We start from the raw sequence: 26,726 nt of genomic DNA, 5'->3' as shown, positions 1-26,726 counted from the left end.
AGGCCCGGTCATGACAGAGCAGGACTACGACGTCGTCGTCGTGGGAGCCGGGTTCGCGGGTCTCACAGCCGCCCGTGAACTCACGTGGAGCGGTAGACGCGTACTCATCCTCGAGGCGCGGGACCGCATCGGGGGACGCACATGGCTCGACCGGCGCCTCGGCCTCGACATCGAGCTGGGCGGCACGTGGGTCCACTGGATCCAGCCCTTCGTCTGGGCGGAGCTGCACAGGTACGGGCTCGGACTGATTCCCAGTCCTGAGCCGGTGGCGGCGTGGCGGCCGATCGATGGCCGCCCCGCGCCCATCGCGCCCGATGCGCTCCTCGACCTGCTCGACGAGCCCAACCAGCAACTCGGACGCGTAGCACGCGAAGTCTTCCCTCAACCCTTCTCTCCTCTCGAGTCGGAGCAGGGCGCGCTCCTTGATGACGAGCCTCTGATCGACCGTCTCGATGCGCTGGACCTCGACGAGGAACAGCGCGCACTTCTTCGGTCCTTCTGGGCGTTGAACTTCAACGGACGACTCGAGGATGCCGCGTACACGCAGGCCCTGCGCTGGCTTGCGGTGGCGAACGGCGACTGGCGCGTGCTGTTCGAGGCGTGCGCGAGCTACAAGATCGCTGGTGGCACGCGCGCACTCTTGGAGGCGATCCTCTCGGATACGAACGCTGACCTTCGGCTCGGCGCCGACGTCGCGTCGATCACGGATCGTCCTGACGGTCTGATCGTCGGCCTCGGGGATGGCTCGTCTGTCAGCACCGCCTCAGTGATCGTGACAGCGCCACTGCACGCCCTCGGACGCATCTGCTTCGAGCCGGAGCTCCCGGCCGATACCGTGCGCACGCTCGACACCGGGCAGGTGGGACTCGGAACCAAGATCTGGTTCTCCGTCGATGGCGAGCAACCGCATTTCGTCGCGTTCGGGGAGCACGACGCGCCCCTGAACTTCCTGCAATCGGAGTATCACGTCGACGGGCGCACCATCGTCATCGGATTCGGTACCGACGCTCTTGCCATCGATGCCGCCGACCGGTCGACCGTGCAACAAGCCGTCGACCGGCTCGTGGACGGCCTCACCGTCATCGAGGTCGCCGGACACGACTGGACGAGCGATCCGCTCTCCGGGGAAACCTGGCCGATGCACCGCGCCGGCTACCTGAAGACCGGGCTGCCTGCCATGCGAACACCGCACGGACGGATCGTTTTCGCGGGGTCGGACTTCGCCGACGGATGGGGCGGATTCATCGACGGTGCCATCGAAAGCGGTCTCACCGCAGCCCGCAGCATCCTCAATCGCCAGCCATCCGGGCCCGCCGGCGCGCCGGCCCCGATCTCGACCTCACACGATCAGGAGTCATCATGACAACCGCAACCAGCATCCTCGACACCATCACCGTGCCCGAGTCCAACGGCCGAGCGATCCCCGACGCCGCGACCCGTGAGGTCATCGGTCACGCACCGGTTCACAACCTCGCAGACCTCGAGCACGCCATCACGTCCGCCCGTACCGCTCAGCCGGCATGGGAAGCACTCGGTCACGCCGAGCGCAGCCGCATCCTGCATGCCGTCGCCGATGATCTCGAGGCCAACGCCGAAGAACTCGCTGTGCTCCTGTCCCGGGAGCAGGGGAAGCCGCTCAACGGCCCCAACGCGCGCTTCGAGGTCGGCGCCTGCGCGGTCTGGACCCGTAACGCCGCCGACACCGTCCTGGAGCCCGAAGTCGTGTTCGAGGCCGGGACCGCGCGCGCGGAGGTTCACTACGGCGCGCTCGGCGTCGTCGGTGCGATCGGCCCCTGGAACTGGCCGATGATGATCTCCGTCTGGCAGATCGCACCTTCCCTGCGCATGGGCAACACCGTCATCGTGAAGCCCAGCGGTTTCACGCCGCTCAGCGTGCTCGCCCTCGTCGAGATCTTCAACCGGCACCTCCCGACCGGCGTGCTCACAGCCGTGACCGGCGACCGCGAGATCGGCTCCACGCTCGCCGCCCACCCCGGTGTGGACAAGATCATGTTCACCGGATCCACACCGACCGGTCGAAAGATCGTCGAGGCATCCGCGAACAACCTCGCGCGGCTCACCCTCGAGCTCGGCGGAAACGACGCCGGTATCGTCCTTCCCGGAACGGACATCACCGCGCACGCGGAGGATCTCTTCTGGGGCTGCTTCATCAACACCGGGCAGACCTGTGCGGCTCTGAAGCGTCTTTACGTGCACGACTCCGTCTACGACGAGACCGTCGACGCCCTCGCTCAGCTCGCGCGCACGATGCCGATGGGCCAGGGCCTGGACGAAGCGAACGTGCTCGGCCCGCTGCAGAACCAGAACCAGTTCGACATCGTCGCGCGCCTCGTCGAAGAGGCCCGTGCGGCCGGCGCCCGGATCGTTGCGGGTGGCGAGGCAGCGACACACCTCGGACCGCTGTTCTACCAGCCGACCGTCGTGGCCGACATCACCGACGGTGCATCACTCGTAGACGAGGAACAGTTCGGTCCCGCGATCCCGGTCATCCGGTACACCGACGTCGACGACGCGGTCGCTCGGGCGAACGCCAGCGAGCAGGGGCTGGGCGCCTCCGTCTGGTCGGACGACCCCGAAGCGGCTCTCGCCGTCGCCCACCGACTCCAGGCCGGAACGGTATGGATCAATCAGCACGGCGCACTCAACCCCCAGGTGCCGTTCGGAGGCACCAAGGCCTCGGGTTACGGACAGGAGTTCGGCACCGCGGGCCTGAAGGCCGTCGCCGCGCCGAAAGTCATCAGCCGATGACGTTCGGCGGCGCCGGCGTCGAGAACGACGTCGTCGTCATCACCGGTGGCGGCACCGGCATCGGCGCCGCCATCGCCGATCGATTCGCCGCCGAAGGCGCTCGCGTCGTGCTGCTGGGCCGGCGTGCTGGACCCATCGAAGAGGTCGCGCGCCGCACGGGAGGATTGCCGATCGTCGCCGATGCCGGTGATGCGAAATCGGTGGAGGCTGCCGTCGAGAACATCATCGCGACGTACGGGCGAGTCGACACACTGGTGTGCAACGCCGGCGGCGGCGGGTTCGCGACGGTCGGCAACACCGACGACGCCGATTGGGCAGCGTCCATGCACGCCAATCTGACCACCGCGTTCACGACCTCGCGGGAATTCCTTCCCGCGTTGGCGCTCTCACACGGCCGCATCGTGATGATCTCCTCGCTCTCCGGCCTGTTCGCCGGTCCGGCCATGGCGGGATACACCACGGCGAAGCACGCCGTGATCGGATTGACGAAGTCCCTCGCACGGGACTACGGAGCGTCAGGCATTCGCGTCAACGCCATCTGCCCCGGCTGGGTCCGCACGCCGCTGGCCGACGAAGAGATGGACGAACTCGTCGAGCATCTCGAACTCAGCGACCGCAACGAGGCCTACGACCTGGTGACGACCGACCTTCCGCTACGTCGTGTGGCAGACCCATCAGACATCGCTGCCGCCGTGCGGTTCCTCGGCTCAGGCGAGTCGGCCTGCATCACCGGTACGACGCTGGTCGTCGACGGCGGAGCGCACATCGTCGATCTCCCAACCCTCGCCTTCGAGAAAGCGAGGGCGTGATGAACCTCGAGATCGACGGGCGGGTCGCTGTCGTGACCGGAGGCGCATCCGGAATCGGTCAGGCGTGCGTGGCTGCGCTGGCTGCCGAAGGCGTACGCGTCGCCATACTCGACCGAGATCCACGAGGAGCGGCGGTTGCGGCCGAGCATGCTCGCAACGGAAAGACGGTCACCTCACACGAGGTGGACATCACCGACGAGGACAAGGTCGGTTCCGCGATCGCCGAAGTGATCGCGCAGCACGGCGGAATCGACATCCTGATCGGCTGCGCCGGCATCTCCGGCCCCGTAGGTGTGAAGCTGGCGGAGACGGACGCAGCCGACTTCGATCGGGTCCTCGCGATCAATGTGCGCGGGAACTTCCTGATGGCCAAGCACGCGATGCCGCACCTCGAGAGAAGCGAGGCAGGCACGATCGTTCTCGTCGCATCTGATGCGGCATTGGTCGCCTTCGAAGGCATGGCCGCCTACAGCACGTCGAAGGCGGCGGTCGTGATGCTGGCCAAAGCAATAGCCATCGATCACCCAGGTATCCGGGTCAACGCCATCTGCCCCGGAATCGTCGACACCCCGATGTCGCGAACCGACCTCGGCCGCGTCGAACTCGGTTTCGAGGACAGCGCACTGCCAGTCATGAAAGCCTCGCAGCTCGCCCGCCAGGTCCTCTTCCTCGCATCCCCAGCAAGCGCTCCGATCAACGCAACGACCCTTGTGTCAGATTTCGGATACGCATCCCGGTCAGCGCTCGGCGAACTCGGTTTTCTGCGCTGACACGCTGATTGGCAGCACGTCGGCGCCTCAGTCGAACCCCGGATACTCCTCGAGCTTCTTCTCGAACGCATCGCGATCGGCATCCTGCAGCACCGCACTGGCGATCACGACGAGCTGCAGGCCCTCGAGCGGCTCGCCGGTTCGGGTGTTCTGCGCCTCGCGTGTGCGCTGGAAGCTGCCGTCGCTGTCGTGCGACAGGTCGTAGATGTCGGCGTAGAACCGCATGGGGTCGGGGTAGTTCTCGGTGTACGACTCCCAGGTGTGCTGAGTGCGCGGGTCATCGCTGCCGTACAGCTTCGTCATCACCGAGGGGTCGATGCTCGACACCGATGGGTCGTTGAACGCGTACAGCCCGTACATGCCGTGATCGACCACGATCTGACCGATCAAGTCCATGATCGCCACCTTGGTGGCATAGTCGTGGATCGGCTCCGTCGTCGCCCAGCCCTCGGTGGCGAACTCGTACAGCATCGACTCGCCGCCGTAGCCGTTGCGCTCCGGCCGCAGGTCTTCGTCGCCGACCTGCACCCACTCGTAGCCGAACTCCGCCGTCACCTGCGCGCGGATGTCGGCGAAAAGCTCGGCGGCCGCGGCGCGGACTTCTTCGACGGACTGCTGATCGAGCGCCTCCTGAGGGTCGGTGCCCTTGATCCCGGGGTACGCCTCCTCGTGCTTCTGCTCGTCGCTCTTCATGCCGTCGTAGGCGCCGGCCGCCGATGTGCGCAGCGCACTCAGTCCACCGACCGTGGCGACGTTGAAGAGCAGAGTGACGACCAGCGCGATGCTGCCCAGCATCCGTCCTCGCGCAGTGAAAAGCGTGGCGATCACGAGGCCAAGCACCACGAGCTGCAACGCGAACATCGTCACGCCGTACAGCATGTCCGTGCCTCCGGCGGCCATCACGATGAGCAGGATCGCCGCGAACACGATGGCGACCACGAGCACGACGCGGCTGAACACCGACGACGGCTTCTTCTCGATGGCTGCCGCGGCGGTCTCGCCGGCGCTGTAGATCGACGCTGCGGGCGTAGGCGCCGCATACGCGGACTGCTGCCGTTTCGCCCCGCGGTATCCGCCGGGCGGCGGCACGGGCGGGGCGCCCTCGGTGCCGGCGATGTAGCGCTGCCGCTGCTTCTCCCGATCCATCACCATGGCTTGTCCGTTCCGGTGCCGCCCGGCTCCTCGCCGTCCTGACGCTGATCGCGTTCCTGCTGACCCTGCTCGAGCTTCTCCTTGAGCTCGTCGAGCTTCTCGTCCGAGGGCTGCGGCTCTGGCTGCTCCTGCTCCTCGGGCTTCTGCTCTTCGGGCTGCTGCTGTTCCTGCTGCTCCTGCTGCTTCTGCTTCAGACGGTCCTCGGTGTCTTCCTTGGTCTTCTGCATATCGCGGTCGGGATCGGACGACTGCTGCTGCGCCTCTTCGCTGTTGCACTCCTCGGGCGTCTCGCTGGTGAGCGTCAGAGCCTCGCCGTAGAACTCGGCGGCGGCGGCCCCGTCGCCGTCGGCGGCGGCCGCATCGCCCTGCCGTTCGATCACGAGCGCGAGGTTGATGCGCACGGTGCACACCTCGAGACCGTGCGCGAGCTCGAGCGACTCCTCGAGCTTCGTGCGCGCCTCGGGGAGCTTCTCTGCGCCGGCGAGCGCGGTGCCCACGTTGAACGGCGCCTTGAACGGCTCGAACCAGTTCAGGAACTCCTGACCGCGCGCTGAGGCCTCGGAACCCGCGTAGTCGTCGACCACGTAGGCGCTGATGCTCTGGTGGGCGAAGGCGTACATGCTCAGCAGCTTGCCGACGAACAGGAGCGCCGCGAGTGTGAGGGGGAGGGTGCCTATGGCGATCCAGCGACGGATGCGCCGCCGCCGGCGGTTCGCGGCGAGAAGAGCGGATGCCGCGGCCGTGGTGTCCGCGCTCGTCGTCTGGGTGGCCGGGTCGGTCGAGAGGTCGGTCATGACTCACCTCCGGTGGATTCCTCGGTCGTTGAGCGAGGAACGGAGCGACCAGACGAAGCGTCGTGGGTCGCCGGCGTCTTCAGCAGACGCAGTCGCGCCACGAGCATCGTGGCCCTGGCGAGCTCGACCGCGAGCAGGAGGACCACGACGAGCGCGGCCACCCAGTACAGCTCGGTGACGTTGCCGATCTCACCCGACTTCGAATAGGTCGTCGTGGTCGACGGCGCCTCGGGCAGCTTCGGCTCAGCATCCGCCGTGCGGTGCAGATATTCCACGCCGAGCTGATCGGCGATCGTCTGGAGGTTCGCCTCGTCGATCACGGACTTCGCGTTCGCACCCTGGTACTGGATGTATCCGCCGTCGGCGCCGTCGACTCCGCCTGTTGTGAGCTTCATCGCGCCGCCCTCCTCGGTGCCGTAGCCGAACACGCCGCCGGCGTCGGTCAGCTTCGCGCTGCCGGTGAAGGCCTCCGGTGTGCTGCCATCGGTCTGCTCGCCGTCGCCGAAGTAGAACACCATCCGCGAGCGGTCGGGCGAGGACTCGGCAGCGCTCGAGAGGGTGTCGCTGAGCATCTGGCTCGCGATGCCGACCGAGCTGCCGCGCGACTGGCTGGTCACCTCGGGGCGCAGCACGTCGAGAGAAGAGATCAGCGCCGTGGTGTCTGTGGTCAACGGCATCCGCAGGTCGGCCGCGGCGTCGAACGTGATGAGCGCGAAACGGGCGCCCGGGTACTCCTCGACGATCGCCTGGATGTCTGCGCGCACGCCGTCGAGGCGGGGCTTGTCGCCGTCCCAGTCCTCCGCGACGATGCTCGCGGTCGTGTCGACGACCAGCACGACGTCGGTGTCGGTCGCGAGGGTCTGTGTGGCGCCGCCGGGGATGCCGGGGCGCAGCAGCATCACGAAGCAGGCGAGCAGCATCGCCAGTCGCATGACCCACAGCCACAGCGGTGCGCCCCGCTTCGCTGGCCGAGTCATGGTCATGACCGCGACCGCCACCACCGGTGCGAAGAACAGCAGCAGGAGGAAGACGTTGAGGACGGGCTGGAAGATCACAGCTTCACCCTCCAGACGACCCCGACGAACGCGAGGGAGGCGATCATCAGCACCACGATCCACAGGTTGGGGGTGTCGGTCCAGACCACCTGCGCCTGACCCCTCAGCTCGGTGGCGTCCTGCTCCTGCACGGCCGTGACGATGTCGCCGACCGTCGTCGTGTCGCGCAGACCGTACGCCTGACCGCCGGTGCTCTCGGCTGCCGCCGTGAGTTCGTCGCTCACCGCGGCGTCCTTGCCCTGCACCGGGTTGATCGCGAACACGCGAACGCCGTTGCCCTTCGCGTAGGCGGCCGCCTCCTCGACGGTCACGATGGAGGCGCCGTTCACCTCGTTGTCGGTCGCGAGGATCACCGAGCGCGAGCGCTCGTCGTCGGGGTGGTCGAAGGCCATCGCGCACGCGGCCAGCCCGTCGCCGATGAGCGAGGCGCCGTCGCCGTTCAGGGTGCCGACCCAGTGCTCGGGAATGTCTTCGGTGTAGTCGAAGCTCTCGCGCACGCTCTGCAGGTGCTCGCGGACGAACTCGTAGTCGTCGGTGAGGGGGAAGACCTGCACGGGGGAGCTGTTGAAGATCGTGAGTCCGATGCGCTCGCCCTTGAAGCCCTCGAGCAGCTCCTCGAAGACGCTGAGCACCTCGACGTCGACCTCGCTCATCGAGCCCGACACGTCGAGGCACAGCATGATGTCGCGGCTCGTGTTCACCGGCTGGATCGTCTGCGACGACATCGGCCGGGCGGCCACGACGCCGGCGCTCAGAGTCGCGATCGCACCGAGGGCGAGGATGCCGGTGAGCCCGAGCACGCGTCGGCGCAGTGCGGAGCGGAATGTCGGCAGCGCCCGCAGGCGCTCGGCACGGGCGATGCGCGCTCGCTCACCCGCCGCGGTGCGCGCGCGGGAGCGGAGTCCGAGGAAGAGGCCGATCCCGACCGCGAGGATTACGACGCCCGCCGCGACGAGGATGATCCACCAGTTCGCTAGTGCCATGAGCGCACCACCGTTCTGGCGGCCTCGGCGCCGGCGGTCGGATCGATCGCCGGGCCCGGGCGGAAGATGCTGGGGTAGAAGTGCCGGCTGATCGCATCGATCAGCGCAGGATGCACTCCGCGGGCGACGAGATCGTCGAGCGCGAGCACCGGCGCCTCGAGACCGCTGTACTCGTTGACGAAGGTGCGGACGACCTTGCTGAGCTCGAAGTTGGCGTGACGAGCCGACAGCCTGCGCGCACGGTAGTCGTCTTCGATGCGCTGGATCCGATCGAGGTATTCGAGCCGCAGCTGCGACAGCACGTCCATCGTGAGCAGCTGCGGGCCGGGCTGATTCGCATCGAGCTCGCTGAGCCCGCGCCGCGGGCGGGTCAGGACGACAAGGAGCCAGGCGCCCAGCACCAGCGCCGCCAGGATGCCGAAGGCGAGCAGCATCCACCATCCGGAGTACTGGAACGGGGGATACAGTTCGTCAGAGCCGGGCATGAGACCTCCGGTTCAGCAGCTGCAGCAACTGAGGCACCGCGTCGTCCTGCCCCTCGAGCACGCTGTGACTGATCTCCATGCGCTTGAGCGTCTCGACGAGATAGGCCGCATCCGCCGCGGTCTGCTCCGTCAGCTCGCGCACGACCTCGACGTCGCCCTGCACGAAGTCGGGCACGTCCCACATGGTGTCGACGTCGGTGCGGGTCGCGTTCGTCGCGTGGTCGAGCACGACCTCCGCATCGCGCACGGTGAGCCACAGCACGTCATGCTGCACGCGCAGCCGGCGCAGCATCCGTTCGGTGTTCTCGGTGATCGGCGCCTCGTCGGTGATGATCACGACGATCATCCGGCGCGAGATCGTACGGGTGATGAACGACAGCAGCGCATCGCGGTCGCTGGGGGCGTGGCTCGAGTCGATCGCCGAGTCGATCGTCTGCAGCGCATGCTCGAGGGCGCCCTCGCTGCGCCCAGGCGCCCGGCGCCGCACGCGGTCGGCGTCGCCGTAGACGACCGTGAAGTCGTCGCCGTGACGGAGGGCGAGCACCCCGAGAACACCGGCGGCGAGTATCGCGAGGTCCTTCTTCGACTTCTCGTCGTGGGCGAGTGCCGCCATCGACCGACCGGTGTCGACCGCGAACATGATCGTGTGCATCCGCTGCGCACGGTGCCGCTTCACAAGCGGGGTTCCCTGCCGGGCGGTCGCGCGCCAGTCGATGTCGCGCACCTGATCGCCGTACTCGTACTTGCGCAGGTCTTCGAAGTCGAGGCTGCGGCCGTGCATCAGCGACGCGTAGGCGCCGTCGAGCGCGTGCAGCGACTTGCGCGACGAGTGGATGAAGAGCTTGCTCTTCACCTGGGTGATCAGGCTGGGCATCTGCGCTTTCCGGCTGGGTCCCTGAGCTTGTCGAAGGGTTCGGAGGGTCAGGGGGTCGGCACGGCCGCGAAGATCTGGTCGATGATCTCCTCGCTGCGGATGCCTTCGGCGTCGGCCTCGAACGTGAGCAGCACGCGGTGGCGCAGCACGAGATGGCGGAGGGACCGGATGTCCTCGGGCAGCACGTGCGCGCGGCCGTTGAGCAGCGCGAGCGCACGCGACGCCTGCAGGAAAGCGATGCTCGCACGCGGGCTCGCACCGTATTTGATGTAGCGGGCGCGCTCTTCGCCGATGTACGGTGCGGGGTTCCGCGTCACGTACGCGAGCGAGACGATGTAGTTGCGGATCGCCGGGTCGACGTAGATGCGCGAGGCGGTGTCCTGCAGCATCCGCACGTCGTCGAGCGTCACGGCGCTCTCGACGTGGCGGTCGGGGTCGAGCACGCCGGAGTCGATGCGGCCGAGGATCTCGAACTCCTCTGCGGGGCTCGGGTACTCCACGATCTCCTTGAGCAGGAAGCGGTCCATCTGCGCCTCGGGGAGCTCGTACGTGCCCTCCTGCTCGATGGGGTTCTGCGTCGCGATCACGAGGAACGGCTTCGGCAGGTGGTGGATCTCGCCGCCGATCGTGGTCTGGTGCTCCTGCATGGCTTCGAGCATCGCGCTCTGGGTCTTCGCGCTCGAGCGGTTGATCTCGTCGAGCAGCACGAAGTTGGCGTGCACAGGACCGAGCACGGTGCGGAAGGTGCCGCTCGACGCGTCGTAGATCTGGTTGCCGGTGATGTCGCTCGGCAGGAGGTCGGGCGTGCACTGGATGCGCTTGAACGACGCCTTGACCGTGTCGGACAGGGTGCTCGCGGCGGTGGTCTTGGCGAGACCGGGCACGCTCTCGAGCAGGATGTGACCGCCCGCGATGAGCGAGATCAGCAGGCTCATGCGCAGGCGATCCTGGCCCACCATCTTCGCCGAGTACGAATCTGAGATGATCCCCAGGACCTTGCTCGCGTGGGCGAGTTCCTCTGCCGACGGGCCCTGCCTGTTCACAGGCGCCTGCTCGGCGTTCGCGCGCGCCTGTGGTGCGGCGGCGGCCGCCTGCTGCGGTGCCGCCTGCGCGGGAGGGGCGGGAGCGATCGGCGTCGCGGGAACAGGAGGTGCAGGCGGAGGCGGGACCTGACCCGCGACTGCGCCGGGCGCGTAAGGCTCGTTCATCGGTGTCTCCTCTTTCGCACGGGGACACGACGGCCATCCCCCGGGAATCAGCGTAACGGCACTGCGCTGTGCTCGCGGTGGGGAGAACTGCCCATGACGGATGCCTCGGCATCCGCTCTGCGGTCAGCGGGGCGGGGTGAGGCCGGGGTGAGATTTCCCCAACTCGTCGGCGCCGACCGCCACGATCGGAGACATACGTCCGTTGTTCGTCTGGTCGGGAGGGACCTGAATGCGCGAGTCACAGGGAAGAAGGCGCCGATTCCGAGCGCTCACATCGGCGGCGACGGCGGTGCTCCTCGCCGCATCAGCTGTGCTCACGGCGACGCCGGCGTCGGCCGCGACGGTGTACGAGATCACCGGGCGCTGGACCGACGGCACAGCGGCGACGGTGAGCCCCGGCGAGGTCATCACCGCGCAGTGGCGGGTGAACGTCAATGACGATTCCCCTGCGCCGTCGAATGGGGCCGTGGACAACGTCACGGCGACGTTCACAATCGAGCACGGCTACTTCTCCGGGATTCCTGATGCCTGTATGACCCAGGATGTGACGCCCGTCTCCTCGCTGTCGGACGACAAGAAAGTCATGGTCTGCAACTTCGGCACCCACGACATGGGCACGGCGCTCACAGTCCAGTCGCCTGTCGTCGCGGACGGGGTGAGCGGTGACGCGATTTCCGTATCCGGTACGGTGGGCGGGGTTTCCGCATCACTGCCAGAGGTCCCCATCGTCACGCCGTTCGGGATGGACATCAACTGGACCAACCCGAGCCTCACGACGACGAACGCGGGTGCCTCCACCGATTTCCAGTTCGAGTGGACGCTCAATCTTCTGAAGGGCAGCCAGGCGGGACCGGCCTCGGTCTCGTACATCATCGACATCGCCCCGAACCCGGGAGCGGTTTCGACGGCGATCGGCTGCATGCCGTTCAGCACCAGCGGCGCAAGCTCAGGGCACCCGTGGTCAGCGGGTTCTCACCCCGCTGAGCAGATGGCGAACCAGGTCGCCTGTTCGTTGACCCCGACGGCGACGCCGAACCAGTACACGCTCACTCTCAGCGGCATCGACTACTCGCCCGCGAACGTCCCCACCCTCGACTCGTCCGGGAAGCCGCTTCCCACCGATCGGGATGCCATCGCAAGCGGTGCGGTCGTCTTCCGCGTGCCGACGCCCGGTTCGGGAAGCGTGCAGCTGCAGTCCTCCGCGCCCACTTACACCGCCGCAGGGACGACGGCGATCACGGTACAGGACGACGCGTCGAACAACACGGCGACGAAGGCGTTTACAGTGCCCGGTGCCTGGTCCTCGGCATTCCTGCCGCAGTCCGTGGGATCCACTGTCAGCGCATGGAGCGGACAGATCGAGACCTCCGCCGGTTCGCAGATTACGATCCAGCAGCATTGGCTCCTGCACTCGGGTGAGACCCCGGCCACAGTGATGCAGGCCTGCTCGGTCTACGACTCGCGCTGGATGAGCTTCAACGGGCACGTTACGAGAGGAATCGGAACCGGTCAGAACACGAGCTTCGGTACCACTTGGTACTACACCGGCACCCTGGCATCGGTTGACCCGGCTTCACCGTCCTACAACCCTGAAGCACTCGCGACGGACTGCGACCAGGACCCGGGCGGATGGTCCACCACGCCGCCAGCAGATCTCAGCACCGTGAAGGCGACCAAGCTGGTGTTCACCGGGGCCGATGTCGCAGCGTATCCGGCGTCGAGTGGCGGATTCGCCTGGTACTCGCAGGTCACCCTCGCAGCTCCCGCCGGAACGGACATCTGGAAGTTCGACTCGTTCAAGGTCGGCGCACAGCCGTGGGCCCACGACTCGGCAAACCTGATCTCGCCCACACCAGGCCTGCGGTACTCGGGAGTCAACGCCTTCCGTGACGTGGTCCGCATCGTCAGCGTCGCGCCGTTCCTGCAGAAGTCCTCGGATCGGTCCTCTGTTCGACCGGGCGAGAGCGCCACGTTCACCCTCAACTACGCCGCCAACGGCGGGCCCGGTCGTCCGCTCACCGTCGACGACTACGTGATCACCGATACGCTCCCCGTCGGAATGACGTACGTGGAGGGCTCCGCTTCTCCGGCACCGAGCGTCTCCACCGACGGGTCGGGTCAGCAGGTGCTCACCTGGATGTTCGACGGCGTCACCACGAACGAGACCCATGCGCTCACCTATCAGGCGGTGGTGGGCAGCGGTGTGACGCCGGGGCAAACCCTGGTGAACACGGCGAACGCGTCAGTGGCGGGTCATTCCTACCCGGCCAGCAGCTCGATCACCGTGCCGACGAGCGGATACACCAGCATCGGTAAGAGCGCCGACACCGCGTTCATCCCGAACCTCAACGGAGACGGAGTCGGAGCCGGCTCCTGGACCGTCACGCTGCGGTCCTTTGATCCGGTGTCGCAAGCCTTCACCGACACGATCGACATCCTCCCGTACAACGGCGACGGTCGAGGCACCAGCTTCGCTGGCGGGTACGTCCTGACCGGCGTCGTCGCGCCCGGGGCGACCGTCTACTACACAGACGCCGACCCTGCAACGCTGAGTGATGACCCGGCCCTGGCCTCCAACGGCTCCGCGGGCTCAGTCGCCGGCAACACTGTCGGCTGGTCGACCACGATGCCAGCGGCTCCCACCGCCGTGCGCGTGATCGGTCCGGCCCTGGCGGCGGGTGCGACTCAGCAGTTCACGGTCGAGATCGAGACCGACGGCGTCGAAGGCGGGGATCTTCTCGTCAACCGTGCCCAGGCGCGTACCGGGAACACCGAACTCGTGATGCGCACCTCCGCTCCGATCTCGGTCGCGAACCACTATTCGGCATCGCTGAAGAAGTACGTGCAGAACCGGGCCGGAGAGTGGGTCGACGCGAACACGGTCGAGGAGTATCCGAGCTATCACGTGGGCGAGACCGTGCCGTACCGCATCGTCGTCACGAACACGGGGCAGGGAACCCTCACGGAATTGGTCATCACGGACGATCTGTTCCCCGAAGGTTCCTTCACGATCGACGAGCTCGCTCCCGGTGCCGAACAGGCTCACGAGTTCGAGATCGTGCTCGGAGCGGGCGATCTCGACACGGTTGTGAACACCGCGTGCGGCACGGCGGCGACCCCTGCGGACTCGGGCGTCCCGCCGACGATCAACTGCGACCCAGCCGGGGTCGAAGTCGAGGGGGAGCCGACGCACGTGAAGTCGCTCATCTCGGCTTCGCCGATCGGCGGCGGGCAGTGGCAGATCGTCTACGGCATCGACGTGAGCAACACCTCCGCGCACGCGACCACGTACACGTTGTCGGATGAGCTGCACTTCTCTGCGCAGGTCACCGTCGACTCCGCCGTCGTGACGGCCTCTCCTGACGGGGTGCTGCTGGCCGATCCGGAGTGGAACGGAACGGATCGGCTCACGATCTCGGCCGGCACGCCGCTGCTCGGAACCGATGACGAGGGCTACGCCGCGCATCACTACGAAGTCACGGTGATCGCCGACGTGCCCCTGCATCTGGACGGCGCGGATGCCGGCGTCGATCCGACCGCGTGCCCCGCGGAGGGGTCTGACGCGGACCAGGGGTTCAACAACTCCTCGACCATGACGGATGCGACAGGCGACACCGAACAGGATCAGGCTTGTGCGCCGATCCCCTCGATCAGCATCGAGAAGTCGATCGTGGGCGAGCCGGTGAAGGGCCTGCACGGAGAATGGTCGATCGTCTACGAGATCGTCGTCGCCAACGACGGCTCGGCCGCGACCGACTACACCCTGACGGATCGTCTGCGGTTCGGGACCGGTATCACAGTGAAAAGTGCGAACATCGCACAGACGCCCGACGGTGTCGTATCGAGCCCGACCTGGACCGGGCGCGGAGCGGCGGGATCCGCCGAGAACGTAGTGGCGAAGGATGAGCTCGGCCCTGGCGCGGCGCACACCTACCGCGTGCAGGTGACGGCCGTGCTCGACACGAGGACGGCGGATCGCACCGCGCTCATCTGCCCGGCGCCCGGCGCGGGTGACGTGGGTGGCTTTGCCAACACCGCGGGCGTGGAGAGCAACGATCTCGCTGCCACGGACGACGCCTGCGCGGTGCCCGAGTGGCCGGCGGGGGTGACGTCTCCGCTGGCGTCGACCGGCGGCGAGCTCAGTGTCGGCGTGCTGTCTGCGGCGGGAGTCCTTCTCCTGACTGGCGCGGTGCTGCTCTTCCTCCGACGCCGGCGAGTGATCGCGGAGTAGCGGCTGAGGGAGCCGTCGTCGCCGCGACGACGGCTCCCTCCTCGGCGGGCGCACGCCCTCTGTTCGGGTGAGAACTATGATCAGGGGAGCGGTCCCGCTGGGGGGAGGCCGATGCTCCTGTTGACGTAGACATCTCACCGAAGGCATCATGACGATCGGCTCGCCCTCCGACCACGGTGCGCGCGCGCCGATTCCGGCCGCGCTGATCGCTTCTCTGCCCGACACCGTTCCGGACGATGTGCTCTCCGCCCTCCGCCTCGGAGATCCCGGGGCGGCTCTGCGAGCGGCCCTCGACGGGCACGACCTCTCTTCGGCGACCGACGTCCTGCGCATCGCCTGGTTCGATCTGCTGCGCGACGACCATCTGCACGAGAGCAGGACGGCGCTGGAGAAGCTTCCGGCCGCAGCTCTCACCTCGCATCCCCTTCTCGCCATGGCTCTCGGGATACTGCTCAACGCCGACGGACTGCGCCGCACGAAAGCCGCCTACTACTTCGGGCTCGCCTCGCTCGGGATACGGTCGTGGACCGAGCGAACACCGGCTTCGGAGCGGGCCCTGGTGCTGTCGAGCGAGAGCGCCGCGCTGCGGTTGATGGGCAAGTCTGCGCTGTCCGTGCGGTCGGCAAGAGCAGGAGTGGCTGCGCTGGAGGAGATCCGCGATGACCGCGCCGCTCTCATCGGATACCTGCCGCGCCTCTACTCCCAGCTCGGCGCCTCTCTGTACTACGGAGGAGCGGAAACCACCGCCCTGCAGGTGTTCGCCCGTGGTTATGCCGAGTTCGGCGAGGCGGATGTCTCGAGCTTCAGCAGCTTGTCGATGATGGCCGGCATCCATGCGCTGCGTGGGAACATGACCGAGGCGGCGTCGTTCGTCGCCATCGCGCGAGGCGAACCGTGGACCGACGAGCAGCGGGCGATGTACACCGGAACCTTCTACCGGCTGGCCGAGGCGCTCCTCGCGCTCGAGCGGTTCGACACCGGCATGGCGGCGCAGCATCTCGCCGCCATGCGGCACGACCGGCGATCGATCGAGCACTGGGTGGCGATCGGACGGGTCGAAGCGATGACGGGGCTGTTCGCCGGCGACCCGGCGGGGGCCCTCGCCCGGCTGGAGGAGCTCGTCGTGCTTCGAGGTTCCGAGGGGCAGGCGGCCGCCAACCGGAGCCGGCTGGTGACCATCCGCAGCGTGCTCCATCTCGCGCTCGGGAATCACGAGGCGGCCGCGACGGTGCTGCGACGGGACGCAGGTCGCACTCCGCAGGATCACGTCGACCGAGCCAGAGTCGCTCTGGCTACAGGCGCGACCAGCGATGCGCTGCGCCATCTCCGAGCCATAGCGGGGCGCACGCAGAGCACGAGGACCCTGGCGCAGGCGCTCACGCTCGAATCCGCGATAGCGCTGCGGGCCGGCTCCGGCCGGCGAACAGATGTGCTGCTGCGTCAGCTGATCTCGACGATCCGGCAGTCGCAGCAGCGCACCGCCCTGCGCCTCGTGCCCCCGGAGGATTCGGCGCTGCTGTCCGAGGCCTTGACCAGGATGGGCGCCGCCGATCTCGCCGAGATCGGCGAGATCGGCTCGCTCCTCGCCGAGCCGGATCGTCCTCGCCTCACGTCGCGGGAGCGGGCCGTGCTCGAGGTACTGGTGCGATCGGGCTCACGGAGCGCGATCGCCGCCGAGCTCTTCGTGTCGCCGAACACCGTCAAGACCCACATGAAGAGCCTGTATCGCAAGCTCGGTGCCCGCACTCGAGAGGAAGCGCTCACGATCGCGATGCATCGCCGGCTCATCTCGCCGACGAGCCTGGACACGCTGTCGTGACCCGTCAGACCTCCGGCGACGGGTCGAGGTGGACCACGAGGATGCTGTTGATCTGCGCTGCGCTCGCCGCGGTACAGGCCGTCGCGTCGCTGGGCGTATCACCGGTGACTCCGGCGATCGCCACGGCCGCACCCCCGTTGTACGCCCTGGTCGCTGCCGTTCACAGCGTCATGCCGTTCCTCGCGCGGATACTCACGAGAACGCCCTGGTCAGCCACCCTGACGGCGGGGGTGGCCGGGGCGCTGGTCTGGCCGTTCAGCCCCATCGGGCCGCTGTTCATCGTCGCCCTCGTGACGGGCGCCGCGGCTTTCGACGTCGCCCTGCTCGGCTCGCGGTCTGCCGCATGGCGGCGGCTGATCCCCGCCGCCGCTTTCGCCGGAGTGTCGCTGTTCGTCGTGTCGCTGCCCGTGTTCAGCCCCGATCATCTGACGCCGGTCGTGCTGACGGCCACTCTTCTGGGACGTCTGGGCGGCGAGTTGATCGCGCTCGCGCTCGCCGGCGGTCTCGCTTCAGGACTGTCGCGGTCGGGAGTGCGGGTCAGATGAGGCGAACGGCTCAGATGTCGTCGCGACGGGCCTCGATGGCCGAGCCGGCGGTGCCATCGGAGTAGGACACGCGGATCATGGGGTTGAACAGGTTGAGGCCGAGTAGCGCCCCACCCACGCCGATGGATCCGTTGCCGTCGCTGTCGAACGTGATCGTCCCCGCTTCGAGCGTGCCGTACTTCACGAGCGCCTTCGATCCGGGATTGCCGGTGACGCTCAGCGTGTAGCTGGTGATGAGCCCGAGCGGGCTCTTCTCCTTCTGGACCCCCGCGAACGTGAGCGGCTTCGGGGCGACCGGTGGTGGGGTCGTGGGCATCGTCGGGACCGTGGGTGTAGTCGGCGCTGTAGGCGTCGTGGGCGTCCCGGGGTCTGTCGGTGTCGTCGTCCCGGGTGTCGTCGTACCCGGATCGTCCGAGTGCGGCGTCGTCGGCGACTCGGAATCGGGCGTGGTCTTCGCCCCGTCGGTTGACGGCTCGTCGGTCGACGGCTCGTCCGTGGCGGGCGATGTGGGTGCGCCCGTGCGATCGACCACTCCGTACTCCCCGGCCGGAACCTTGTCATCGGTGCGGTCGGCATATGTCGTCACCGGGGCGTTCGCGAGCGCCGTCACATCGCCGCCACCCGGGCTGAACAGACCGAAGGCGATGAGTCCCGCGCCGACGACGACGGAGCCGATCGCGAGGATCTTCCGCGGTCGCGACCAGCCGTTCACACGCGTGTGCGCGCGAGCGACGGCTCCGGCGGCGGGCAGGGGCGCTGTCGCTTCCGCGCTGTGGCGGACCTTGCGTGCGCCCGTGCTTTCAGGCGCGTCCGAGTCCACAACGGGCCCCTCCTGCCCTTGGAACATCCGTACCGCCGATCCCTTCGTCCGAAGCCGCCGGCTCCGTTCGACCGGCCACTCCCTGCCGATCGCATGCGTGACGTAAATATACCGGGATTCGGATGCCGCCGAAGAGAACGCTCCGGGCAGCCGGGCCGGTCGCCGGTCGCGATCCGGCGCTCTCGGGCGCCGGGGCGCTGGCGTGCTGCCAGGAAATCTTGAACTTCACGACGTAGTATCGAGCCGCGCTGCGAGGGGCCCGTGGGCGCGAATTGAACACAGAAAGCTGTACAGCACCATGACTGATGCACAGGTGTCGCTCGATGAGCGACTCGGCCCCGTGAGCGTCGAGGGATCGGCGCTCGCCGATCAGATCTTCGACATCGTCGGCAACGCCATCGTCGAGGGCACGCTCGAGCCCGGCGAGAAGGTCAACGACAAGGAACTCGCGGCGGCTCTGGGCATCTCCCGCACTCCGGTGCGCGAGGCTCTGCAGCGCCTCACCTGGGTCGGACTGGTCGAAGTCGCACCCAGCCGCTACACCCGCGTCACCGAGATCACCGACGAGATGGTGAGCAGCACGCTCGAGTACATGGGCATGCAGGCCAGCATCGCGCTGCAGCTCGCGATGCGCCGCATGGATGCCGACGAGCTGACCGAGGCGGTCGGGATCCTCGACCGCGTCGTGGCTGCGACCGAAGCCGGTGAGGCCGAAGCGATGATGAACGAGTCTCTCGCGCTCCTCGAGTACCTGGTGGGCAAGAGCGCCAACCCGGTCTTCGCGGCGATGATGGCCGAGACCAGCCTTCTCGTCGCTCGCAACCTCCGCCACCTGCGCCCGGAAGAGGGCTCGGCGGCCGACCGCATCGAGTGCTTCCGCGAGATGCGCGCCGCGATGCTCGCCGGAGACGCTGATTCTGCCGAGAAGTGGTTCCGCAAGCAGCACGGGATCGGCGTCGACACCTCCCTCTGACGCGGTTCACCCTCCCGCGCGCGCCTCTCCACCAGCTCACACACACGGCCGGTGTGAAAGGAGACGATCCCGACCGAGTGGTCGGTATGGATATCGTTGAGGCGGTGGCTGCTCCGTAACACCGAGTGGGCCGGAAGGTTCTGTTTGGGAGGGCAGAATTGTGAGTGAACCGATCGATGTCGGCGTGGTCGAATCGCTTTCGAAAGCGCAACGGGCGGGCGATTGGGATCGCGTCCTGGTGATACTGCGCGACGAATGGAGCGCGCTGTCCCAGGATGCGCCGCAGGTCCTGATCGATGTCATCGCCGCCCTGCCGCAAGAGGTGATGGCCGAGAACAGTCGGCTTCGTCTGGCCATTCAGTACCTGCGCCGCTCGCTCGATCGCCAGCCCCAGGGGCGCGCCTACGACGACATCATCAGCGACGACCCGGAAGCGGCACCACTCGACCGCCTTGCCTCGCTGACTGGACGCATCGCCGCGGCGCGGGGAGCGGGCCGACATCGTGATGCCGTCAGGGCGACGGAGGTCGCCGTCTCGACTCTGCGCAGCATGCCCGTCGAGGTGATTCCGACGTTCGCGAACGCACTGCCGGAGTTCCACTATCACTGGGGAGTCACCTTCCTTCTGGTGAGTCGCTTCGACGACGCTCTCGAGCAGTTCACGCACAGCCACGATTGGGCCGTGTCCGCTGGCAACCGGATGGTCGACGCCCGCGCGGTCGGCGCTGCATCTCTCATCCACGCGCTTCACGGGCGGGGCCGACAGGCATCCGAATGGCTCGCGAAGCTCCCGCCCATCCCCGACGACGCCTGGTGGGCGAGCGACGCTGCCACCCCAGCGCGCCTGGCCGACGCGATCCTGCACACCGAGCGATTGGAGCCTGACGCTGCGCGCGTGGTCTTGTCGCGCATCGACATCCGCTTGTCGTTGGACTACTGGGGTCCGTACTTCGCGCTTCGCGCCTTTCTCACCCCCGACGACCCGGGCGACGCCCAGGCACTGCTCTCGGAGTTCGACGCATTCGTGGGTGGACTCGCGCCGGAATACGCGAACGTCCCGCTGAACGCGGAGTACACCTCCATCGTTCGGTATCTGCTGCTGCAGATCCTTCACCAGTCGGACCGCGCGACGAGGGCGCTCGGCGATGCGCGGGTGGACGCCGAGTCGAGCGTGGTGCGACAGACGGGCGCCACGCTGCACGCTCTTCGTCTGTTGAAGCTCGGGCGCGGCACCGACGCTCGCGCGGTGATCACGCCTCTGCTGCACACCTCCAGCGCACACCCGCGTGTGCTCATTCCTGCTCTGCTCATCGCCGCCGAAACCGACACTGTCAATCACCGCGATGCGCTTCTGCGTCGTGCGGCGGCGCTGGCGGCGTGGAATCACTGTCATGCCCCCCTGACTCTCGGCTCGGCGGACGTGCGGGGGCGCCTGGCCGAGTTGGTGCGGGAGCGCGGAGAGGGCAAGATCGCCGACCGCCTGCTCGCGGTCGTCGAAAGCGCAGCCGTCGCGGGCGCCGAAGCACTCACCAGACGCGAGAACGCGGTCGTGCGTGCCGCGCTGGCAGGGCGCTCGAACGTAGAGATAGCCGAAGACCACCACACCAGCGTCAACACGGTGAAGACGCACCTGCGCACCGCGTACCGCAAACTCGGCGTCTCGAATCGGTCACAGTTGCAGCAGTTGTTCCAGCTCGGCCGTTGAGCGGCTCCGGCTAGTTCGTGCCGTTGCGCTCTCTGGGCGCCGCGAGGAGATCGGGCGGTCAGGCGACGGGGTGATTTTTCTCGCGGAGGGGTGATTTTCCGTTCTGTGGGTGAGGTGAGTTCTCGGGTCGCTGAAAGACTCCCCCTGGAGTCAGGCCCGAGCGGTCCGTTCAGGCTCTGATCCGGGCGATGAATCCGGTCCTGCGCATCCGCGCTTGTCATGGTGCGAGGGGTGCTCCGGACGTCGTCGCCGCCGGCACACAGGGTCTGCTCTTCCGAGCAGACGGGGAGGAACACATGCGTACACACCATCGGGCGCGATCGCGCCCATCATCTCCGAGAGCTGCGGGGCGGTCGATCGCCGCCGTCCTCGGTCTTCTGGCTCTAACGGGCGCTTCGCTCGTCGGGGTCGCGACTGCTGCACAGGCGGCACCCGGCACGCCGGGCACGCCGCAGGCCAATTCGGTCGTGTTCCAGGAGAACTTCGAGAACGGTCCCGGCACGGCTCCGCAGCTCTTGAGCGCGTACACCGGTGCCGGCGGCCAGACCTACACGGCCGACCAGTCGTGGCTGACCAACTGCAACGGCGCGATCGTCAACTTCAGCATCCCGTACACGTCCCGCGGCAACTGCGTCTCGGATGGGAGTTCGGCGAACCTCCGTCAGCTCGCGTACGCGCTCGGCGTGCACAGCGGCGCCGCCAACCCGAACGCGAATGATGTCGTCGCGGCATACACGGAGAACAACCCGGGCGCGAACGCGGTCGAGTTCCAGACGGTCAACAACATTCCGCTCGCTCAGGCATCCGGGCGGTTCCTCACGTTCAGCGTCGACACCGCGGCGGTGAACTGCCAGGTGTCCGCGCCGCAGTACCAGTTCGCGTTCCTCAACGAAGGGGGCACCGCGACCAACGTCGGCGGAGTGCTGGACGCGTGCACGTCGAGCTCGACCGTGACCGCTCCGGCGGTCGGACCTCTCGCCGCTCGGGCCGTCAGCGTGGGCACGTACACCTCGAACGGCTCGGTGCTGTTCAGCGGTTCGGCGCTCGGCATCCGCATGACGAATGCGAACGGCTCGGGTATCGGAAACGACGCGGCGTTCGACAACATCCGCATCCTCGATGTCACCCCGCAGCTCGACAAGTCGTTCAGCCCGGCATCCCTCGTCGCCGGTGAGGTCTCCACTCTCACGCTCACCGTGACCAACACCAACGATCTTGCGGCGAAGAACGGCTGGTCGCTGACCGACGACCTGCCCGCCGGACTCACGATCGCCGACGGCGCCGCCGCGACGACCTGCCCCGCAGGCGTCGTGGACGCGCCGGCCGGCGGCACGTCGATCACCGCGTCCGGCAACCTGACCGCCGGAATGGCGTCGTGCACGATCACCGTGAACGTCACGTCTCCGGTGGCCGGTTCGTTCACGAACGGCCCCGATAACATCACCAGCACGGGCCTGAACCCGCCCGCCGATTCCACCGTCGTGTTCGATGAGCAGGCACCCGCGATCCGCGTCGTGAAGTCGGCCACGCCGACTTCCGAGGAGGAGTTCACGGTCGGCCAGGAGGTCACCTATTCCTTTGTCGTCACCAACACCGGCAACGTCGCTCTGACCGACGTCGAGGTCACCGACACCGGATTCACCGGAACGGGTGAGCTGTCGCCCATCGTCTGCCCGGCAGGCGCCGCGAACCTCGCGCCTTCGGTGTCCGTGACCTGCACCGCGACGTACACCGTCACGCAGGACGACGTGGACGCGGGGTCGATCACGAACAGCGCGACCGCCACCGGCACCCCGCCGGAAGGCACGCCGCCGGTGTCTCCGCCGTCGGAGGTCACGATCCCGTCGGTCGACCCGGCGCCCGCGCTCACGATCGTCAAGAGCTCGGATGTCGAGACGATCAGCGAGGCCGGTGAGACGATCACGTACTCGTTCCTGGTCACCAACACCGGGAACGTCACCCTGAACGATGTCACCGTGTCCGACACCGACTTCTCGGGCAACGGTGAGCTCTCGGCGATCACGTGCCCCGCGGGGGCTGCGTCCCTCGCTCCGGGCGCGGACGTGACCTGCACCGCGACCTACGTCGTGACGCAGGCCGACGTGGATGCCGGAGAGATCACGAATGCGGCCTTGGTGACCGGCACCCCGCCGAACCCGCTGACGCCTCCGCCGGTCACGCCGTCGAACGAGGTCGTGGTCGATGTGCCGCCTGCCCCCGCTCTCGAGGTCGACAAGACCGCGAACCCGGAGACGATCACGGCTGCAGGCCAGACGATCACGTACTCGTTCCTGGTCACCAACACCGGAAACGTCACGCTCAGCGACGTCACCGTGACCGAGACGGACTTCTCGGGCACCGGTGCGCTCTCGGACATCGCATGCCCGGCGGGCGCTGCATCCCTCGCTCCGGGCGCCTCGGTCACCTGCACCGCGACGTACGTCGTGACGCAGGCCGACGTGGATGCCGGATCGATCACGAACGCGGCCACCGGCACTGGCACGCCGCCGAACCCGCTGACCCCGCCTCCGGTGTCCCCGCCGGACGAGGTCACGGTCGACATCCCGCCGACCCCGGCGATCACGGTCGTGAAGTCCGCCGATGAGGCCGCACAGGCCGACATCGCGGTGGGGCAAGAGGTCACGTACTCGTTCCTCGTGACCAACACCGGAAACGTGACCCTGACCGACGTCTCGGTCGTCGAGGGTGACTTCTCGGGTGCGGGCGAGCTCTCCGCGATCGCGTGCCCGGAAGCCGCGGCAGCCCTCGCCCCGGGCGCTCAGGTCACCTGCACCGCGACCTACACGGTCGTGCAGGCAGACGTCGACGCCGGCACGGTGACGAACTCCGCCACCGCGACCGGCACTCCGCCCACCGGACCGGACCCCGTGTCACCGCCGTCCGAGGTGGCGGTTCCGAGTGCTCCGGCGCCCGGGCTGAACGTGGTGAAGACCGCGAGCATCGACCGCGCCACCGCGGTCGGACAGGCGATCACGTACTCGTTCGTCGTGACCAACACCGGCAACCTCACGCTCACGGACATCGTCGTGAACGAGACCGGCTTCACCGGCACCGGAACACTGTCGGCGGTGACCTGCCCGGCTGGGGCGGCGTCGCTCGCGCCCGGCGCACAGGTCATCTGCACGGCGACGTACACGGTGACGCAGGCCGATCTGAACGCCGGATCGATCCGCAACATGGCGACGGCGGGGGGAAACACCCCCGGAGGCGATCCGTTCACCTCCGACCCGTCGACGGTCACCGTCCAGACGCCGGGGACGCCGCTTGCGGTCACCGGTGGTGAAGTCGCCGTCGGTGTCGTGATCACGGGCCTGGCGCTCCTCGTGGGCGGCGGGATCCTGCTGCTGGTCCGTCGCCGTCGTACGGCGGAGGCATCGAGCCAGTGACCGACTGATGCATGAGGACTGGGCGGTGCACGCGATACGCGTGCACCGCCCAGTCCCGTTCCGAGGTGCCGTCGACGTCGGCCGCCGCGTCCGGATCTAGACGCGGATACCGCCATATCGCTAGGTTCGAGTCGGGGACGCGGGACTCATGCGTGGCGGAGGACACATGACGGACACGACCGAGCGGAACAGCGGCACCCGAGACCGAGTCTGGCGGCGGCTGCGTCGCCCGGGGCTGAGCATCCAGTCCAAGCTCCTCATCATGCTGCTCGCGGTGAGCCTGCTCTCGTCGATCATCGTAGGCGCGATCGGGTTCCTCAACGGTCGTCAGTCGCTGCACGCGGCGGCGGTCGATCAGCTCATCACCATCCGGTCGATGCGCGCCGCCGAGGTCGTCGAAGCCATCGACGACGTCAAGGAATCGGCGTCGCTGAACTCGCGCAACCTCAGCGCGCAGACGCTGTCGACACAGCTGAACGCGGCGTTCGACGAGCTGCAGCAGCAGCAGATCAGCGGTGAGCAGCAGGCACAGCTCGAGTCGTATTACGCAGACACCTTCATCCCGAAGCTCGAAGAACGCACCGGCGACGACTACGGGACCGAGGCGTTCCTCCCCGAATCCAGCGCCGGGAAGTACCTGCAGCTGCAGTACTCCGTGAGGAACCAGGACTTCGACGCCGACTACGACACGCAGCTCACGGGCAACGACGCGGGCGACGGCACGACGTACTCGGCGATGGCCGAACGCTACGGCGACTATTTCAGCAGACTGATCGAGCGCGCGGGCTATGAGGACGCGCTGCTGCTCAACCTCGACGGCGACGTCGTGTTCTCGGCGTACAAGGGCGTCGACCTCGGCACCAACCTCAACACGGGGCCCTACCGCGACACCGCCTTCGCCGACACCTATCGCGAGGTCATCGCCACGAACTCCGTCGACAGCGTCGGGATGACCGACTTCGAGAGATGGATCCCCTCGTTCAACGTGCCCTCGATGTGGGTGGTGTCTCCCGTGGGCAACGACAGCCGCATCACGGGCGCCATCGCCTTCCAGATCCCGATCGACACGATCAACGGGGTCACGACCGGCCACGAGCAGTGGAAGAGCGAGGGGCTCGGAGACACAGGCGAGGTCTATCTCGTCGGACGTGACGACCTCATGCGCAGCACCGCTCGGCTGCTCGAAGAAGACCCGGAGGAGTACCACCGACGGCTCGTCAGCGGAGGCATCGCCCCGTCGATCGCCGATCGGATCGTCGAGGTCGGCGGCACCGTGCTGCTGCAGCCGGTCACGACCAAGGCGGTGGCGGATGCTCAGGCGGGCAAGAGCGGCACGACGGAAGGCCGCGACTTCATCGGCGGTGACAGCCTCACCGCGTACGCCCCGCTGGAGGTCGAGGGTCTCGATTGGGTGATCATCGCGCGCATCGACACCGCAGAGGCCTTCGCCCCGGTGGCCGACTTCACGCGTACGGTGCTGCTGTCGCTGCTCGGCATCCTGCTCGCCGTCTCGCTGCTCTCGCTGCTGCTGGCCCAGGTCTTCACCCGACCCATCAACCGTCTGGTCGGCGCCGTGCACAGGGTCGCTGAAGGAGACCTCGACGTGCAGGTGCCGCACTCCTCGCGCGACGAGTTCGGCGACCTCGGCAGCGCGTTCAACGACATGGCCTCGAGTCTGCGGATCAAGCAGCAGCTGATCGACGAGCAGCAGATCGAGAACGAGAAGCTGCTGCTCACCCTCATGCCCGAGAGCGTCGCCACGAAGTACAAGAAGGGCGACGAGGCCATCTCCGAGGCTCACGAGAACGTGTCGGTGGTCTTCGCCGAGGTGGTCGGCCTCGACGACCTGGCCCGCGGCCTGAGCAGCGAAGAGGAGATCGCGCTGCTGAACACGCTGATGCGCGGCTTCGACGAGGCGGCGGAGAAGACGGGCGTCGAGAAGGTCCGAACGCTGCGCGGCGGATACCTCGCCTCCTCCGGGCTCGTCGTGCCCCGCGTCGACAACATCCGCAGGAGCGTGGAGTTCGCGCGCAGCCTGCTCGGCGTGATCGAGCGGTTCAACGCGCAGAACGGCACGCAGATCTCACTCAGGGCCGGCGTCGACACGGGCACCGTGACGAGCGGCCTCGTCGGCCGCACCAGCCTCGCTTACGACTTGTGGGGCGACGCGGTGAACCTGGCCTACCGCGTGAGATCGGTCAGCGGCGAACCCGGCATCTACGTCAGCCAGACGGTGCGCGACCGCACCCAGGAGCTGGTGACCTACGTCGAGGCCGGGACCGTGGAGTCGCAGGGCCGCACCGAGACCGTCTGGAAGGTGGCCTGAC

The 26,726-nt window shown here is 67.7% G+C and carries 19 protein-coding genes; 11 read left to right on the top strand and 8 right to left on the bottom strand.

What is annotated here, in order from left to right; translation table 11 throughout:
* The first annotated feature begins 10 nt into the window (after positions 1-10).
* Genes ACI3KT_RS06725 through ACI3KT_RS06710 form a run of 4 tightly spaced genes read left to right on the top strand, consistent with a single transcriptional unit; the run spans position 11 to position 4,348 of the window.
* Complete coding sequence (locus ACI3KT_RS06725; protein ID WP_404903254.1) at positions 11-1,363, top strand: flavin monoamine oxidase family protein; 1,353 nt, start codon at positions 11-13, stop codon at positions 1,361-1,363.
* Positions 1,360-2,769, top strand: a complete 1,410-nt coding sequence (locus ACI3KT_RS06720; RefSeq protein WP_404903253.1) for an aldehyde dehydrogenase family protein — start codon at positions 1,360-1,362, stop codon at positions 2,767-2,769. The genes ACI3KT_RS06725 and ACI3KT_RS06720 overlap by 4 nt, the downstream gene beginning before the upstream one ends.
* Positions 2,766-3,578 carry an SDR family NAD(P)-dependent oxidoreductase gene (locus ACI3KT_RS06715; protein ID WP_404903252.1) on the top strand — a complete coding sequence of 271 codons (813 nt, stop codon included), beginning with the start codon at positions 2,766-2,768 and terminating at the stop codon, positions 3,576-3,578. Before ACI3KT_RS06720 ends, ACI3KT_RS06715 begins: the two co-directional genes overlap by 4 nt.
* Entirely contained in the window at positions 3,578-4,348 is a 771-nt protein-coding gene (locus tag ACI3KT_RS06710) for an SDR family NAD(P)-dependent oxidoreductase (RefSeq protein WP_404903251.1), read from the top strand. The genes ACI3KT_RS06715 and ACI3KT_RS06710 overlap by 1 nt, the downstream gene beginning before the upstream one ends.
* A 27-nt stretch (positions 4,349-4,375) precedes the next feature.
* Here ACI3KT_RS06710 and ACI3KT_RS06705 read toward each other — a convergent pair whose 3' ends face one another.
* Genes ACI3KT_RS06705 through ACI3KT_RS06675 form a run of 7 tightly spaced genes read right to left on the bottom strand, consistent with a single transcriptional unit; the run spans position 4,376 to position 10,899 of the window.
* On the bottom strand, positions 4,376-5,500 hold the full coding sequence (locus tag ACI3KT_RS06705; protein WP_292906767.1) for a hypothetical protein: 1,125 nt from the start codon (positions 5,498-5,500) through the stop codon (positions 4,376-4,378).
* A complete protein-coding gene (locus ACI3KT_RS06700; RefSeq protein WP_307293378.1) occupies positions 5,494-6,294 on the bottom strand; it encodes a hypothetical protein in 801 nt (266 codons plus the stop codon). Before ACI3KT_RS06700 ends, ACI3KT_RS06705 begins: the two co-directional genes overlap by 7 nt.
* On the bottom strand, positions 6,291-7,349 hold the full coding sequence (locus ACI3KT_RS06695; protein ID WP_404903250.1) for a vWA domain-containing protein: 1,059 nt from the start codon (positions 7,347-7,349) through the stop codon (positions 6,291-6,293). Before ACI3KT_RS06695 ends, ACI3KT_RS06700 begins: the two co-directional genes overlap by 4 nt.
* Positions 7,346-8,332, bottom strand: a complete 987-nt coding sequence (locus ACI3KT_RS06690; RefSeq protein WP_404903248.1) for a vWA domain-containing protein — start codon at positions 8,330-8,332, stop codon at positions 7,346-7,348. Before ACI3KT_RS06690 ends, ACI3KT_RS06695 begins: the two co-directional genes overlap by 4 nt.
* Positions 8,323-8,817 (bottom strand): hypothetical protein, encoded by a 495-nt coding sequence (locus tag ACI3KT_RS06685; RefSeq protein WP_292906775.1) that lies wholly within the window; start codon positions 8,815-8,817, stop codon positions 8,323-8,325. The genes ACI3KT_RS06690 and ACI3KT_RS06685 overlap by 10 nt, the downstream gene beginning before the upstream one ends.
* Entirely contained in the window at positions 8,804-9,691 is an 888-nt protein-coding gene (locus ACI3KT_RS06680; RefSeq protein ID WP_404903247.1) for a DUF58 domain-containing protein, read from the bottom strand. The genes ACI3KT_RS06685 and ACI3KT_RS06680 overlap by 14 nt, the downstream gene beginning before the upstream one ends.
* Before the next feature lie 47 nt (positions 9,692-9,738).
* On the bottom strand, positions 9,739-10,899 hold the full coding sequence (locus ACI3KT_RS06675; RefSeq protein ID WP_404903246.1) for an AAA family ATPase: 1,161 nt from the start codon (positions 10,897-10,899) through the stop codon (positions 9,739-9,741).
* Between the two features lie 289 nt (positions 10,900-11,188).
* Between ACI3KT_RS06675 and ACI3KT_RS06670 the strand changes: the two genes are divergently transcribed.
* The 3 genes from ACI3KT_RS06670 to ACI3KT_RS06660 all read left to right on the top strand — a co-directional run bounded on the left by ACI3KT_RS06670 (position 11,189) and on the right by ACI3KT_RS06660 (position 17,494).
* Positions 11,189-15,130, top strand: a complete 3,942-nt coding sequence (locus tag ACI3KT_RS06670) for an LPXTG cell wall anchor domain-containing protein (protein ID WP_404903245.1) — start codon at positions 11,189-11,191, stop codon at positions 15,128-15,130.
* A 148-nt stretch (positions 15,131-15,278) separates the two neighbouring features.
* A complete protein-coding gene (locus tag ACI3KT_RS06665; RefSeq protein ID WP_404903244.1) occupies positions 15,279-16,949 on the top strand; it encodes a LuxR C-terminal-related transcriptional regulator in 1,671 nt (556 codons plus the stop codon).
* Positions 16,946-17,494, top strand: coding sequence for a hypothetical protein (locus tag ACI3KT_RS06660; protein ID WP_404903242.1), 549 nt, complete (start codon positions 16,946-16,948; stop codon positions 17,492-17,494). Before ACI3KT_RS06665 ends, ACI3KT_RS06660 begins: the two co-directional genes overlap by 4 nt.
* A gap of 10 nt (positions 17,495-17,504) precedes the next feature.
* On the opposite strand, the gene ACI3KT_RS06655 is transcribed toward ACI3KT_RS06660, so the two are convergent.
* The gene (locus tag ACI3KT_RS06655) at positions 17,505-18,314 is read right to left on the bottom strand and encodes a hypothetical protein (protein WP_404903241.1); all 810 of its coding nucleotides are present in this window, start codon (positions 18,312-18,314) and stop codon (positions 17,505-17,507) included.
* A gap of 298 nt (positions 18,315-18,612) precedes the next feature.
* Between ACI3KT_RS06655 and ACI3KT_RS06650 the strand changes: the two genes are divergently transcribed.
* From ACI3KT_RS06650 to ACI3KT_RS06635, 4 genes are all read left to right on the top strand, one after another.
* On the top strand, positions 18,613-19,287 hold the full coding sequence (locus ACI3KT_RS06650; protein WP_292906789.1) for a GntR family transcriptional regulator: 675 nt from the start codon (positions 18,613-18,615) through the stop codon (positions 19,285-19,287).
* Positions 19,288-19,447: 160 nt separating this feature from the next.
* Positions 19,448-20,992, top strand: a complete 1,545-nt coding sequence (locus tag ACI3KT_RS06645; RefSeq protein ID WP_404903239.1) for a LuxR C-terminal-related transcriptional regulator — start codon at positions 19,448-19,450, stop codon at positions 20,990-20,992.
* 296 nt (positions 20,993-21,288) lie between these two features.
* The gene (locus ACI3KT_RS06640; RefSeq protein ID WP_404903238.1) at positions 21,289-24,399 is read left to right on the top strand and encodes a hypothetical protein; all 3,111 of its coding nucleotides are present in this window, start codon (positions 21,289-21,291) and stop codon (positions 24,397-24,399) included.
* Between the two features lie 166 nt (positions 24,400-24,565).
* Complete coding sequence (locus ACI3KT_RS06635) at positions 24,566-26,725, top strand: adenylate/guanylate cyclase domain-containing protein (protein WP_404903236.1); 2,160 nt, start codon at positions 24,566-24,568, stop codon at positions 26,723-26,725.
* Position 26,726 lies beyond the last annotated feature (1 nt).

This window comes from Microbacterium sp. ZW T6_19, from assembly GCF_044987465.1.
GTDB classification, from domain to species: Bacteria; Actinomycetota; Actinomycetes; order Actinomycetales; family Microbacteriaceae; genus Microbacterium; species Microbacterium natoriense_A.
Note: the sequence above shows the minus strand (reverse complement) of the source record. Positions and strands in the feature narration are given on the sequence as shown.